Genomic DNA, 14697 nt, shown 5'->3' with positions numbered 1-14697 from the left:
TAACCGTTGACACATAACGACGGTTTTGTTACTTTATTTATAGACTTAGCACTCAGTAGTAAAGAGTGCTAACAGGGGTGATTATCGATGTTAACAAATAGACAACTGGCAATTTTACAGGTGATCATCGATGATTTTATTTCTACCGCCCAACCTGTGGGGTCCAGAAATATTTCCAAAAAAGAAGGCATTTCGCTAAGTTCTGCCACAATCAGAAATGAAATGGCTGATTTAGAGGAAATGGGGTATCTCGAAAAAACACATACCTCTTCAGGGCGTATTCCCTCTGAAAAAGGGTATCGGTACTATGTGGATCATCTTGTTTCACCTCAGCAGCTGCAAAAGGATGATGTTCTTAAGCTTAAATCTGTTTTTAAAGAGAGATTATTTGAGTTAGAGAAGATAGTGCAACGTTCTGCCGGCATACTATCCGAAATTACGAATTATACGGCGATTATGCTTGGACCTGCTGTTTTAGAAAATCACTTACGTCGAATCCAAATTGTACCGCTTGATACAAATAAGGCAATTGCTATCATCGTGACGGATACTGGTCATGTTGAAAATAAAATGATTTATCTTCCTCCAGGATTTGATATGAATGAAATGGAGAGAGTGGTAAATATCCTGAATGATCGCTTGAGCGGTGTACCATTGGTGCAGCTTAAAGATAAGATTTTCAGGGAAGTAGCTGTATTATTAAAACAGCATATTACAAATTATGATATGGTTCTGCAAATGCTAGCAACATCTCTGCAATTGCCGGAGAACGAGAAACTTTTCTTTGGCGGTAAGGCGAATATGCTAAGCCAGCCTGAATTTCATGATATTGAAAAAGTAAAGGCAATTTTTAAAATCATGGAACAGGGAAGAGACTTGTATGAGTTGGTCAGTAAAACACATGAAGGAATCAATGTGAAAATAGGCACCGAAAATAATAATATGGCGCTTGAAAACTGCAGTATTATCAGCACTACCTACTCCATTGGAGACGAGAATCTTGGAACTATAGCTATTCTTGGACCTACTCGGATGGATTATTCCAGAGTGATGAGTTTATTGTCATTTTTTGCGAATGACTTAACTGAGATGCTGACAAAACAGTATCAAAATAAAAAGTAACGGTAATAGTAGTAATACTGCTTTAACGTATATAGAACAACACTTTCAGGGAGGTGAGAAGCAGTGTCTGAAAAAAATCAAGATAATATTGAAGAAATATTTGATGAAGCAGAAGAAAATAAAATGAATGATACAGCCTCTGAGGAAACCACTGAAACAAGTGAACCTGTTGAGGAAGCTTCCGAAAATGATGGGGATAGCAAAGTAGCTGAACTAGAAAAGAAATTGCAGGAAGCTGAAGCAAAATATGTTCGTCTTTATGCAGATTTTGATAACTATCGCCGCCGTGTTAAATTGGATGCTGAAGCAGCGCAAAAATATAGAGCTCAATCTCTTGTAACAAATCTTTTGCCTGCTTTAGATAATTTTGATAGGGCGATAAATAGTACAACTGAAACAGATGAAACAAAACCGCTTCTTCAAGGAATGAATATGGTTTTAACAAGTATTTTATCTGCCTTGAAAGAAGAAGGTGTAGAGGTAATCGAATCAGTAGGTCAAGAATTCGACCCTCATGTTCATCAAGCGATTATGCAGGACAATAACGAAGAATACGGTTCAAATATCATTGTGGAAGAATTCCAAAAGGGTTATAAATTAAAAGACCGGGTTATTCGACCATCAATGGTTAAAGTGAATCAGTAATCAAACACATAGGCTACATAATTAATGGGAGGTAAAAAGTAAATGAGTAAAATTATTGGTATTGACTTAGGAACTACCAACTCTTGTGTATCCGTATTAGAAGGCGGAGAACCAAAAGTTATTCCAAATCCAGAAGGTAATAGAACCACTCCATCTGTTGTTGCATTTAAAAACGGAGAACGTCAAGTTGGGGAAGTAGCGAAACGCCAAGCTATCACAAACCTGAATACGATCAGCTCCATCAAACGCCATATGGGTACAGATTACTCAGTAAATATCGAAGGAAAAGATTACTCTCCACAAGAAGTATCTGCGATTATTCTTCAATATTTAAAATCCTATGCTGAAGAATACCTGGGAGAAAAAGTAACAAAAGCTGTTATTACAGTACCTGCTTACTTTAACGATGCTGAACGTCAAGCAACAAAAGATGCTGGCCGTATCGCTGGTTTAGAAGTAGAACGTATTATCAACGAACCAACTGCTGCTGCATTAGCGTATGGTTTGGATAAAACTGAAGAAGATCAAAAAATCCTTGTATTCGACCTTGGCGGCGGTACATTTGACGTATCCATCCTTGAGCTAGGTGACGGTGTATTCGAAGTACGCTCAACAGCTGGTGACGCACGTTTGGGTGGAGATGACTTCGATAACGCAGTAATGGAATATTTAATCGAAGAATTCCGCAAAGAAAATGGAATCGATCTATCTAAAGATAAAATGGCTCTTCAACGTTTGAAAGACGCTGCTGAAAAAGCGAAAAAAGATTTGTCAGGTGTAACATCTACACAAATTTCCTTGCCGTTCATCACTGCGGGTGAAGCAGGTCCATTGCACATGGATTTAACATTAACACGCGCGAAATTCGATGAAATCACTGCTTCTTTAGTAGAAAGAACAATGGGACCTACTCGCCAAGCTCTTCGTGATGCAGGCTTGTCTCCGGCTGAGATTGATAAAGTTATCTTAGTTGGTGGTTCTACTCGTATTCCTGCTGTTCAGGAAGCAATTAAAAAAGAAACTGGTAAAGAGCCTCATAAAGGGGTAAACCCTGATGAAGTTGTTGCTATGGGTGCAGCAATCCAAGGTGGAGTTATCTCCGGTGACGTTAAAGATGTTGTATTACTTGATGTAACTTCTTTATCTCTTGGTATTGAAACAATGGGTGGAGTATTTACTCGTTTAATCGACCGTAATACAACAATCCCAACTAGCAAATCTCAAATTTTCTCTACAGCAGCTGATAACCAAACAGCAGTAGATATCCATGTTCTTCAAGGGGAACGTCAAATGGCAGCAGATAACAAAACGCTTGGTCGCTTCCAATTGACTGATATTCCACCGGCACCACGCGGAATCCCGCAAATTGAAGTAACGTTCGATATTGATAATAACGGTATCGTTAATGTACGTGCAAAAGATCTTGGTACAAATAAAGAGCAGGCGATTACGATTCAATCAGCTACAAGCTTAAGCGATGAAGAAATCGATCGCATGGTTAAAGAAGCGGAAGAAAATGCAGAAGCAGATAAAAAACGTAAGGAAGAAGCTGAATTACGTAACGAATCTGATGCTTTAGTATTCCAAACAGAAAAAACATTAAAAGATCTTGAAGGTAAAGTAGAAGAAGCTGAAGTTCAAAAAGCAACAGAAGCTAAAGATGCTTTAAAAGCAGCAATTGAGAAGAATGATCTTGCTGAAATGAAAGAGAAAAAAGAAGCATTGCAGGAAATTGTGCAAGCTCTTAGCGTGAAACTTTATGAGCAAGCTGCTCAAGCTGCGCAACAACAACCAGGTCAAGATGGTGCGGGCAAGGCTGATGATGTCGTAGATGCAGAATTTACTGAAGTTGACGACGACAAAAAATAATGATTGAACGTAAAAAAGTCAAAGTCAGGATCTCCTTGACTTTGACTTTTTTTAACAAATTGGACATTTTCTGTTTATATTGCGCCGCAGCTTAGTCAAGTGGTACAATGATTTTTATGTGAAACGACGGATTATATAGAATCAGGAGTGTGAGGAATGAGCAAACGGGATTATTATGAGGTGTTGGGGGTTGGCAAAAATGCCTCGAAGGATGAGATAAAAAAAGCATATCGCCGCCTTTCCAAGCAATATCATCCTGACCTCAATAAAGCAGCAGATGCTACGGAAAAATTTAAAGAGATCCAGGAAGCTTATGAAGTGTTAAGCGATGATCAAAAGAAAGCGAGATATGATCAATTTGGCCACGAAGATCCAACACAGGGATTTGGTGGAGGCGGAGCTGGTTTCGAAGGCTTCGGTGGTTTTGAAGATATATTCAATTCTTTCTTTGGCGGAGGGGGAAGAAGAGATCCAAATGCTCCCCGTCAAGGTGCAGACCTGCAATATACAATGACATTATCATTTGATGAAGCTGTATTTGGTACAGAAACGACCATTGAAATACCGAAAGAGGAAGAGTGTGATACATGTAAAGGGTCAGGAGCAAAACCTGGCACAAAACCGGAAACATGTTCTCACTGTAATGGTACAGGCCAATTAAATGTAGAACAAAATACTCCATTCGGACGAATTGTGAACCGCAGAGTATGTCAACATTGCAGTGGTACAGGAAAAATTATTAAGCAGAAATGTGCTACCTGTCACGGTAAAGGTTCTGTGAAAAAACGGAATAAAATTCAAATCAAAGTACCTGCAGGTGTTGATGATGGTCAACAATTACGTGTTCCTGGTAAAGGTGAACCTGGTATTAATGGCGGCCCTCCGGGAGACTTGTTTGTTGTGTTCCAAATCAGACCGCATGAATTCTTTGAGCGTGATGGTGACGATATTTACTGTGAAATGCCTATTACCTTTGCACAGGCTGCATTGGGTGATGAAATTGAAGTTCCAACCATGCATGGTAAAGTGAAACTGAAAGTGCCGGCTGGAACACAAACAGGTACTCGCTTCCGCTTAAAAGGAAAAGGTGTTCCTAATGTTAGAGGATATGGTCAAGGTGATCAGCACATCCGTATTTTAGTTGTAACGCCAACCAAATTATCCGATAAACAAAAAGAATTAATTCGCGAATTTGCTGAAATCAGTGGTCAAGGACAATTAGATGAACATGATGAAGGTTTTTTTTCGAAAGTTAAAAGAGCAATAAAAGGTGAATAAACAGGTAGGAGTTGGTAGAAAATGAAATGGTCCGAATTATGTATTCATACAACGAATGAAGCGATCGAACCAATATCGAATATATTACATGAGGCTGGTGCAAGCGGGGTAGTGATTGAAGATCCGCTTGAATTGGTTCGTGAAAGGGAGAATGTATTCGGAGAAATCTATCAACTTAATCCTGCTGATTTTCCTGAAGAAGGCGTACTTATTAAAGCTTATCTCCCTGTCACAAGTTTCCTTGGTGACACAGTAGATGGCATTAAGGACCTTATCAATAATCTAATAAAATATGATATCGATCTAGGTCATAATAAAGTAACCATCAGTGAGGTTAATGAGGAAGAATGGTCTACTGCATGGAAAAAGTATTACCATCCAGTAAAGATTTCGGAACAAGTCACAATCGTTCCGACGTGGGAGGAATACACTCCGGTTCATACAGATGAAAAAATTATTGAATTGGATCCAGGCATGGCATTCGGTACAGGTACACATCCTACAACTGTACTTTGTATTCAAGCACTTGAGAAAACAGTCAAACCTGGGATGAAGGTCATTGATGTAGGGACTGGTTCAGGGGTACTTACAATCACTGCTGCTAAATTTGGCGCCGAGTCTATTTTGGCGCTTGATCTGGATGAGGTAGCTGTGAACAGTGCCAGGGTGAATTGTAAATTAAATAAGGTACATGATAAAGTTACAATTAAACAAAATGACCTTTTAAAAGGAATTGAATTTGAAGCAGATATAGTTGTAGCCAATATTTTGGCTGAAATTATTGTACGTTGTACAGAAGATGTAGCCAGAGTGCTTAAACCAGGCGGAACCTTTATATCTTCCGGCATCATCCAGCAAAAACGCCGGGAAGTGGAAGAAGCTATTCAGAAAGCCGGACTTGTAATTGAGGATGTCATGACAATGGAAGACTGGGTCTCCATTACAGCTCGTAAATTATAAGTTTTACTTGTTTTAAGTGAAATCACCACATCAAGGTGGATGTTAGAGTATAGTGGGAGTTCAAACTCCCACTTACTTAAGTTAAGGACTCTAGCGGAAGACCGGAATTTCGTAAGGGATTATTAGGCAGGAGCCTAAACGTTTTTCCGCCGCAATAATGCTTTAGGCGTTATTGATTTTAAGGATAGAAAGGTGCAGGCCATGCAGAGATATTTTATTGAGAAATTAGAAAATCAATTTGAAGTAACGATAACCGGAGATGATTTTCACCATATGACCCGGGTCATGCGAATGAATCCAGGTGATACATTTTATGGAGTTATTGATAAAAAAACGGCGATCGTCAAAATTGAATCCATTCAAGATAAAGCTCTGACTGGCCGCATTATTGATTGGATAGAAGGAACAAAAGAACTGCCCATTCAAGTTACCATTGTGAACGGTTTGCCTAAAGGGGATAAACTAGAATTGATTATCCAAAAAGGGACAGAATTGGGTGCAAATACCTTTATCCCTTTTAATGCAACTCGTTCTATTGTAAAATGGGATTCTAAAAAAGCTGCAAAGAAAACAGAACGGCTTCGGAAAATAGCGAAGGAAGCTGCAGAACAATCCCATCGTACTGAAATACCCAGTGTTTACGATCCTGTAGATATTCGCAGATTGTTAGATCTTGCTGAAAGCTATGATTATAAGCTAGTTGCTTATGAAGAAGACGCTAAGCAAGGGGAATCTTCGCAATTGGCGAAAACAATTAGAGGGATGGTACCAGGGCAGTCTCTTTTAATGGTATTTGGCCCTGAAGGCGGCTTGGATACCGCGGAAGTGAATCAACTTTTAGAAAATGGCTTTCAAACATGCAGTCTTGGACCGCGTATTTTACGTACAGAGACTGCTCCTTTATACGCATTGTCAGCCATATCTTATCAATTAGAATTAGCGAGGTGAAGGGAATGGCAACTGTAGCGTTCCATACATTAGGATGTAAAGTGAATCATTATGAGACAGAAGCGATATGGCAGCTGTTTCAAGCTTCAGGATATGAAAGAGTCGATTTTGAACAACGCTCGGATGTTTATGTTATTAATACATGTACTGTTACGAATACAGGAGATAAAAAAAGCCGGCAGATTATTCGCAGGGCAGTGCGTAAGAATCCTGATGCTGTTATTTGTGTAACGGGTTGTTATGCACAAACCTCACCGGCAGAAATTATGGCGATTCCAGGAGTGGACATAGTTGTTGGAACGCAGGACCGTGATAAATTAATAGGTTATATCGATACGTATTTAACTGAAAGACAGCCTATTAATGGCGTAAGAAATATCATGAAAACGAGAGTTTATGAAGAAATGGATGTACCTGCTTTTACAGATCGTACGCGTGCCTCCCTGAAAATTCAGGAAGGATGTAATAACTTCTGTACATTCTGTATTATTCCTTGGGCGCGCGGATTGCTACGCTCCCGTGATCCGCAGGAAGTTATTCGTCAAGCTCAGCAGCTTGTCGCAGCGGGCTATAAAGAAATTGTCCTGACAGGTATTCATACAGGTGGTTATGGTGAAGACTTGAAGGATTATAATCTCGCTATGCTATTGAGAGAACTCGATCAAAAAGTGGCAGGTTTGAAACGAATTCGTATTTCATCCATTGAAGCCTCTCAAATAACAGATGAAGTGATTGAAGTATTGCGTGAGTCTGATAAAGTAGTGCCTCACTTGCATATTCCGATACAATCAGCTTCTAATACGGTCCTTAAACGTATGCGTCGTAAGTATTCTACTGAATTCTTTGCAGAAAGACTGGAAAGATTGCGTGAAGTACTTCCTGACTTAGCGGTTACATCAGATGTGATTGTTGGGTTCCCTGGTGAAACAGAGGAAGAGTTTATGGAAACATATAATTTCATAAAAGATCATCGTTTCTCTGAACTGCATGTATTCCCTTATTCCAAACGTACTGGTACACCAGCTGCCCGCATGGAAGATCAAGTGGATGAGGATGTTAAAAACGATCGAGTGCATCGCTTGATTTCACTATCTGAGCAAATTGCGAAAGAATATGCTTCCAGCTATGAAAATGAAGTTCTAGAAGTGATTCCAGAGGAACTATATGAAGATGGAGAGACAAAAGGACTCTATCAAGGATATTCAGATAACTATTTGAAAGTCGTGTTCCCTGCAACGGAAGATATGGTTGGAAAGATTGTGAAAGTAAAAATTACAAAAGCCGGATATCCATACAATGAAGGACAATTTGTCCGTGTGATGGATGATATAGTCGAACAAGCTGTAGTTAATTCATAATATTAGGCAGTGGGGCTGGTGCAGATTGCATCAGCCCGTTTTTATTTTTTTAAAATGAGGTATATATAGATAGGAAGATTGGAGAGTTTAAATCTGTATTATAAATATCATTTAATTAACCTACACGATTATAGGAATAACAGTTGACCTTGAACGACACATATATTATAATTTGAAGGTACATGGTTTCCTTCTATGTGTAGGAAATTAGAGTTGTTGTGCTCGGAGGGAGGGAAAGAGATGTCTAAAACAGTCGTTAAGAAAAACGAATCGCTTGAAGATGCTCTTCGACGCTTCAAACGCACAGTTTCCAAGCAAGGTACTATGCAGGAAGTAAGAAAGCGCGAATTCTATGAAAAACCTAGTGTAAAACGTAAGAAAAAGTCTGAAGCTGCGAGAAAACGCAAGTTCTAAAAGAGGTGCCCTTAAATGAGTCTTGTTGAGCGTTTAAACAGCGATATGAAACAAGCTATGAAGAACAGAGAAAAAGACAAGCTCTCCGTCATCCGAATGGTGAAGGCTTCTCTTCAAAATGAAGGAATAAAGCTTGGTAAACAAGAATTATCCGAAGATGAAGAGTTAACCGTACTTTCTCGCGAATTAAAGCAACGCAAAGACTCCCTCCAGGAATTTGATAAAGCAGGACGCCAAGATTTGGTCGAAAAGCTTCAATCAGAAATCGAGATTGTCGAGGCATATTTGCCACAGCAATTATCCGAGGATGAGTTAAATGCGATTGTTACTCAAGCGATTGCCGAGACGAATGCCACTTCCAAGGCTGATATGGGCAAAGTAATGTCCGCAGTCATGCCAAAAGTGAAGGGTAAAGCTGATGGATCTTTAGTCAATAAACTTGTACTGCAAAATCTTACAAAATAAGACGTTTAAAACCCGCAATTTTAATTGCGGGTTTTTTATATCCCGTAAATTAATTATATGATGAATATCAAAGTATTGTGAAACTTATGCATGTAAATAACGTATAATGAATTAAGACGTCAAAAATGGAGAAGAAAGGAGGGGTGAACAGGTATGAGGAAAAGATGGTGGTCAATTATGATCATCTTTGCATTTTTTTTAATTGGAATTGCAGGTCCGCCGTCAGGAAATGCGAATACTGATAAAGTATACATAGTCCCTCTGCAAAATGAGGTGGAAAAAGGTCTATCTAACTTCCTGAAAAGAGCAATAGCAACCGCTGAGAAGGATGGGGCAGAAGCGATTATATTCGATATTAATACACCTGGCGGGGCGGTAGATGCAGCAGATGAGATCGGTGAAACATTTGCAAATACTAAATTAAAAACAATAGCCTTTGTTAATAACCGAGCCCTATCTGCCGGTGCATTTATTTCTTTAAATGCTGATGAGATCTATATGGTACCCGGTGCAACAATGGGTGCAGCTGCTGTCATAACATCTGATGGTAATGCAGCTGATAAAAAAGCGCAATCCTATTGGCTTGCAAATATGCAAAAGGCTGCTGAATCAAGTGGAAGAGATCCGTTATATGCTAAAGCAATGGCTGATGAGGATATTGATTTGCCAGAGTATGGAGCGGAAAAAGGAGAGCTGCTTACGCTGACAGCAAACCAGGCTGTAAAGGTTGGTTATAGTGAAGGTACAGTTGGAAATCAAAAGGAATTATTAAAAACGCTGGGATATGACAAAGCTGAATTAATTCAATTTGGTGAAAGCTTTGCTGATAAAGTAGCCCGTTTCCTTACGAATCCTATTGTGATTCCTATTTTATTGTCGATTGGCACAATAGGTCTTGTCGTTGAGCTTTATTCACCTGGTTTTGGCTTACCTGGTTTTGCCGGTATTACGTCTCTGTTATTGTTTTTTTATGGACATATGGTATCAGGTCTGGCCGGATATGAACCGTTAATCTTATTTATAGTTGGAATAGCATTCCTATTACTGGAATTATTCCTTCCTGGCGGTATTGTAGGAATTATTGGTTTTATGGCAATTATAGCAAGCTTCTTTCTTGCTGCGGGGGATGTGGAGCATATGGCAATCGCAATATTAATTGCATTGATTGCAGGATTTATAGCAAGTGTGATATTAATTAAAGTATTTAGAAAGAAAATGACAGCCTTTAATAGGATTATACTCACAGATTCTACGAATACGGAGAGTGGATATGTTTCCAATATTAATCGTCATGATTTAGTTGGAAAAGTAGGTGTTCTTGTCACTGACCTGCGTCCTTCTGGAACACTCTCGCTTGAAGGGGAAAGAATTGACGTGGTAAGTGAAGGTAGTTTTGTAACGAAGGGAACGCATGTCAAAGTAATTAAAACAGAAGGTTCCCGTATAGTAGTACGACCATTAGATTCATAATAATTAGAAGTATGAAGGGAGTTATAAACAAATGGTATTAACATCAGCATCTATTTTTGCTCTTGTGGGCATTGCTTTAGTTATCATTTTATTGGCAGTACTATTCACTTTTGTACCAGTTATGCTTTGGATTTCAGCAATCGCTTCAGGAGTGAGAGTAAGCATCTTTACATTGATTGGGATGAGATTGCGTCGAGTATCTCCAAGCCGTGTTATCAATCCTTTAATTAAAGCGTCAAAAGCAGGTCTAAATGTAACAACGAATCAACTGGAAAGTCATTATCTAGCCGGTGGTAATGTAGATCGGGTTGTTAATGCGCTAATTGCGGCTCATCGTGCCAATATTGATTTGACATTTGAACGTTGTGCAGCTATTGACCTTGCAGGACGTGATGTGCTGGAAGCTGTACAAATGAGTGTTAACCCTAAAGTCATAGAAACGCCGTTTATTGCGGGTGTTGCTATTAATGGGATTGAGGTTAAAGCAAAGGCTAGAATCACTGTACGTGCCAATATTGAGCGTTTGGTTGGGGGTGCAGGTGAAGAGACTGTTATCGCGAGGGTTGGTGAGGGTGTAATCTCCACCATTGGTTCCAGTGAAAGTCATACAACTGTGTTGGAAAATCCGGAACGTATCTCTCAAACTGTCTTAAGTAAAGGTCTGGATGCCGGAACAGCATTTGAGATTTTATCTATTGATATAGCTGATGTGGATATCGGCAAAAATATTGGTGCAGAGCTGCAAACAGAACAAGCAGAAGCAGATAAAAAAATTGCGCAAGCAAAAGCTGAAGAGCGCCGTGCTATGGCGATTGCACAAGAACAAGAGATGAAAGCAAGAGTAGAAGAAATGCGTGCAAAAGTTGTTGAGTCTGAAGCCGAAGTACCGCTTGCAATGGCTCAAGCTTTCAAAGCGGGGAATATGGGCGTTATGGATTATATGAACTATCAAAACCTTGCATCTGATACACATATGAGAGAATCCATAAGCAAAGCCAACAAGGATGATCGAAATACAGATGATGAATAATTTCCCTATCTGATTGCTGGGAAAGGAGGTCCTGCCCATGAGTATGGGAGCTATATGGGATAATCCCATTATCCTGTTTTTGATTATAACTTTAATAAGCTGGTTCTTTCAAAGGGATAAAGGTACAGAGAAGCCTGATGAAACGCAAAATAGAAAATATACATCTCCTCCAAAAAACAAAAGTGAACCTGTTAAGGGACAATCACAACCTATTGGGGGGAAACAGGATGATGATATCCGGAAAAAAATCCAGGAACGCGAAAGAGAAATTAAAAAGAAATTAAGCGGGCATCCTGATTTGCAAAGAGAAGCAACCTCTCTTGCTCAAACAATAAAGGAGCAGTACGAAGCTCAGAAGAAGAAAGTACAGCAAGCTGAGAAGCCGGTTGTTATAAAGGAAACCCCGGTTGATGTAATTGTCCCGAGGGAATTCAAGCCAATAGTTCAAAAAGCAGTAAAACAAGCAACAGAAAGACATGTCAAGCCTTCTAAACAGGGATTTGATGTACGGAATATCAACCTGCAGGAAGCGTTTGTTATGTCAGAAATATTGGGTCCTCCCCGTTCAAAAAGGAAACAGATTAGATAAAAGTTACTTATAGTGCCTGCAGACAGAAACTTTTTGAAGTTTTCGTCTGCAGTTTTTTTATTGTTAAAAATGAAACTTTTCCAGAATTACATAGATCAACGCAGAGAGTTTGGCGTCTATCAAGAATAAGGGAAATCGAGAATTTGGCTATCTAATCTTACTTTGTTTAATTATGCCTAATATGATGGGGATAGAAACACCCACTATTAATACTGGTAAGAACCATGCTCCAAGTCCGTCGCCCCATTCTAACGCGATTGAAACGGATTCAATAATAATTAATGTAAAAATAATGAGACAAATAGCTTTTAATTGATTTGTTATTTTTCTGCTATTTAAATAAAATTCTTTAGCGTTCTCTTTGTTTAATCGTTGAGGATAATTATGTGATTCTGGAAATTTCTCGACAAAATGCATTGATACAGCAAGAAATGCACCTATAATAGGCAAAATAAGAAGTTCTAGTTTTGAACCCCAACGATCAACTTCGCCCTTAGCATTAAAATGAGCTGGTACTTTATCTGGAAGTTCACCCCAAATATAGATTAAAAAAAGTAAAGATCCAATATAACATGAATAACCAATAGTATCCCATATCCTCTCACTTTTTGTTTTCGGTATGTGTATTTTAGGTCTTGCATTAGATTTTGGCATTCCGGTCAGCTCCTTTATTTACCCTCAATTATATAGTTGAAAGTCCACTTTTACATGATTTAGGTTATTTAATTGAATAGTCTGAATTAACTTTTACAAAATATTTTAACATTTAATCCCAATTCTTTCTATGGTAATTGGTCATAGCTTTTACTTGATTGATTTAAACAGATGAAATCTGACCAATCAAACTCTACAACACTATTTGCTAATCAAGTAAACGTTAGAATGTACATCGGATTATAAATGATAACAACGTCTTCTCTCCGTCAGATTATTGATAACGGAACGTTTTAATTAAGCATTTAATGACCTCTTAACGAATAAGTATGATTATGAGGTGATTTTACAGAACAGCCTGTAACGATTACGAAGATATTAACCGGCGGAAAGGGAGGTTTCCTTATGGCTCGTGCATGGGGGTATCGTTTGAAGAGGTGGGTCACGGCCGCAATGGACCTGCCCCAGGATATCATGATGGATTTGCCAAGGATTACGATGGTGGGTCAAATTCATATTTACATAGAGAATCATAAAGGCTTACTTACATTTTCAGACCAGGAATTAAGATTGCTGCTTAAGAACGGACAACTCCTTGTCAAAGGTCAGGCTTTTGTATTAAAAACTATTCTTCCGGAAGAAATCTTACTTGAAGGGAAAATTGATCAAGTTATATTCCTCGAAGAATAACCTAATAGGAGGTTCTTATGAAAAACCAATGGACGAATACTATTACTGGCTATATTAAAGTGAAAATAAAGGGACAAGGTACAGAACGATTTATAAACAGAATGCTTAAAGAGGGTATTCAAGTTTGGGATGCGAAAAATATGGGCACAGAAACAGTTGTTTTTTATATGAAGCTATCTGACGTTCCTCAATTGAGGAAGGCAGTAAGAAACAGCGGCTGTAAGGTCTCTTTTTTAGAAAGAAGAGGAGGGCCTTTTTTTGCCTTAAAGCTGAAAAGGTACAGTGGTCTCGTGGTCGGTGTGATGATGTTTTTTATGATCATTTTTATTCTATCCAATATGATTTGGGGGATAAAAATAGAAGGAGCCAGTCCGGCAATTGAACATCAAATCAGTAAAGAATTGGATGATATGAATATAAAAGTTGGGAAGCTCCAGTTTGCTGTTGGGGATATGGAAGATATACAAAAGGAGCTCAGTGAACGGGTACCGTCCATTACCTGGATTGGCGTACAGCTGGAAGGGACGACCTTTCATTTTCAGGTTGTTGAAAAAAAGCAGCCTAAAAAGAATTCTGCTGATTTATATGTGAATCTCATTTCCGCAAAAAAAGCGACCATTGTCCAAACGATGGTTGAAAGAGGACAAGGCTTAGTAGAAAAGCATCAGGTTGTCAGCAAGGGGCAAATCCTGGTTAGCGGTTTTATTGGTAAAGAGGATAATCAAAAATTTGTAGGAGCTAAAGGAAAGGTCATGGGTGAAGCCTGGTATAAAACAAGCGTGGAGGTTCCGCTCGAAACGAATTTATATGTGTTTAATGGTGATGCTAAAAATAAATACAGTCTAAGTTTTGGAAATGCCCATGTGCCGATATGGGGATTTGGTGAACATAACTTCAAAGAATATGAAGTGGAAGAGGATGAAAAAACATTTAAATTTTTGAAGTGGGAGGTTCCTATTGCCTTTCATAAAAAGATCTATCGCAGTAAAGAAAAGGTGACACGGATCTATACAAAAATCGAGGCGGAGAAGCAGGCGATGAATATGGGGAAAAAGGATGTTCTAAAGAATGCCCCTGATGATGCAACTATTTTGAATGAAAAAATTTTGAAAAACCAGCTTGACAATGGTAAAGTTAAAATGACTATACATTATAAAGTTTTAGAAAATATTGCAATCGGACAACCGATGATTCAAGGAGACTAA

At 38.8% G+C, this 14697-nt stretch carries 15 protein-coding genes; 14 read left to right on the top strand and 1 reads right to left on the bottom strand.

Annotation, left to right across the window (positions count from 1 at the left end; genetic code table 11):
• Nucleotides 1-87: 87 nt before the first annotated feature.
• The 12 genes from hrcA (at nucleotide 88) to AC4G3O_RS05165 (ending at nucleotide 12148) form a co-directional block, all read left to right on the top strand.
• Complete coding sequence (gene hrcA, locus AC4G3O_RS05220) at nucleotides 88-1122, top strand: heat-inducible transcriptional repressor HrcA (protein ID WP_066105273.1); 1035 nt, start codon at nucleotides 88-90, stop codon at nucleotides 1120-1122.
• A 63-nt stretch (nucleotides 1123-1185) separates the two neighbouring features.
• A complete protein-coding gene (grpE, locus tag AC4G3O_RS05215) occupies nucleotides 1186-1767 on the top strand; it encodes a nucleotide exchange factor GrpE (protein ID WP_066105271.1) in 582 nt (193 codons plus the stop codon).
• Between the two features lie 42 nt (nucleotides 1768-1809).
• Nucleotides 1810-3636 carry a molecular chaperone DnaK gene (gene dnaK / locus AC4G3O_RS05210; RefSeq protein ID WP_066105268.1) on the top strand — a complete coding sequence of 609 codons (1827 nt, stop codon included), beginning with the start codon at nucleotides 1810-1812 and terminating at the stop codon, nucleotides 3634-3636.
• Between the two features lie 156 nt (nucleotides 3637-3792).
• Nucleotides 3793-4914, top strand: coding sequence for a molecular chaperone DnaJ (gene dnaJ, locus AC4G3O_RS05205; protein WP_066105265.1), 1122 nt, complete (start codon nucleotides 3793-3795; stop codon nucleotides 4912-4914).
• 21 nt (nucleotides 4915-4935) lie between these two features.
• A complete protein-coding gene (prmA, locus tag AC4G3O_RS05200) occupies nucleotides 4936-5874 on the top strand; it encodes a 50S ribosomal protein L11 methyltransferase (RefSeq protein ID WP_066105262.1) in 939 nt (312 codons plus the stop codon).
• Between the two features lie 201 nt (nucleotides 5875-6075).
• Nucleotides 6076-6822: a 16S rRNA (uracil(1498)-N(3))-methyltransferase gene (locus tag AC4G3O_RS05195; RefSeq protein WP_066105259.1), complete on the top strand. Its 747-nt coding sequence runs from the start codon at nucleotides 6076-6078 to the stop codon at nucleotides 6820-6822.
• 5 nt (nucleotides 6823-6827) lie between these two features.
• On the top strand, nucleotides 6828-8180 hold the full coding sequence (gene mtaB, locus AC4G3O_RS05190) for a tRNA (N(6)-L-threonylcarbamoyladenosine(37)-C(2))-methylthiotransferase MtaB (protein ID WP_066105256.1): 1353 nt from the start codon (nucleotides 6828-6830) through the stop codon (nucleotides 8178-8180).
• A 240-nt stretch (nucleotides 8181-8420) separates the two neighbouring features.
• Nucleotides 8421-8594 carry a 30S ribosomal protein S21 gene (rpsU, locus tag AC4G3O_RS05185; RefSeq protein ID WP_066105253.1) on the top strand — a complete coding sequence of 58 codons (174 nt, stop codon included), beginning with the start codon at nucleotides 8421-8423 and terminating at the stop codon, nucleotides 8592-8594.
• Nucleotides 8595-8609: 15 nt separating this feature from the next.
• Nucleotides 8610-9059 carry a GatB/YqeY domain-containing protein gene (locus AC4G3O_RS05180; RefSeq protein ID WP_066105252.1) on the top strand — a complete coding sequence of 150 codons (450 nt, stop codon included), beginning with the start codon at nucleotides 8610-8612 and terminating at the stop codon, nucleotides 9057-9059.
• 153 nt (nucleotides 9060-9212) lie between these two features.
• Nucleotides 9213-10529: an NfeD family protein gene (locus AC4G3O_RS05175; protein WP_491135903.1), complete on the top strand. Its 1317-nt coding sequence runs from the start codon at nucleotides 9213-9215 to the stop codon at nucleotides 10527-10529.
• 31 nt (nucleotides 10530-10560) lie between these two features.
• Entirely contained in the window at nucleotides 10561-11559 is a 999-nt protein-coding gene (gene floA, locus AC4G3O_RS05170) for a flotillin-like protein FloA (RefSeq protein ID WP_066105247.1), read from the top strand.
• A gap of 37 nt (nucleotides 11560-11596) precedes the next feature.
• Nucleotides 11597-12148, top strand: a complete 552-nt coding sequence (locus AC4G3O_RS05165) for a YqfB family membrane protein (RefSeq protein WP_066105245.1) — start codon at nucleotides 11597-11599, stop codon at nucleotides 12146-12148.
• A gap of 147 nt (nucleotides 12149-12295) precedes the next feature.
• Here AC4G3O_RS05165 and AC4G3O_RS05160 read toward each other — a convergent pair whose 3' ends face one another.
• A complete protein-coding gene (locus AC4G3O_RS05160) occupies nucleotides 12296-12802 on the bottom strand; it encodes a DUF1648 domain-containing protein (protein ID WP_066105242.1) in 507 nt (168 codons plus the stop codon).
• A gap of 405 nt (nucleotides 12803-13207) precedes the next feature.
• On the opposite strand from AC4G3O_RS05160, the gene yqfC reads away from it, so the two are divergent.
• Complete coding sequence (gene yqfC / locus AC4G3O_RS05155) at nucleotides 13208-13492, top strand: sporulation protein YqfC (RefSeq protein ID WP_066105239.1); 285 nt, start codon at nucleotides 13208-13210, stop codon at nucleotides 13490-13492.
• Between the two features lie 17 nt (nucleotides 13493-13509).
• The gene (gene yqfD / locus AC4G3O_RS05150; RefSeq protein WP_066105236.1) at nucleotides 13510-14697 is read left to right on the top strand and encodes a sporulation protein YqfD; all 1188 of its coding nucleotides are present in this window, start codon (nucleotides 13510-13512) and stop codon (nucleotides 14695-14697) included.

It is taken from the genome of Bacillus sp. z14 (2026), assembly GCF_058313575.1.
Note: the sequence above shows the minus strand (reverse complement) of the source record. Positions and strands in the feature narration are given on the sequence as shown.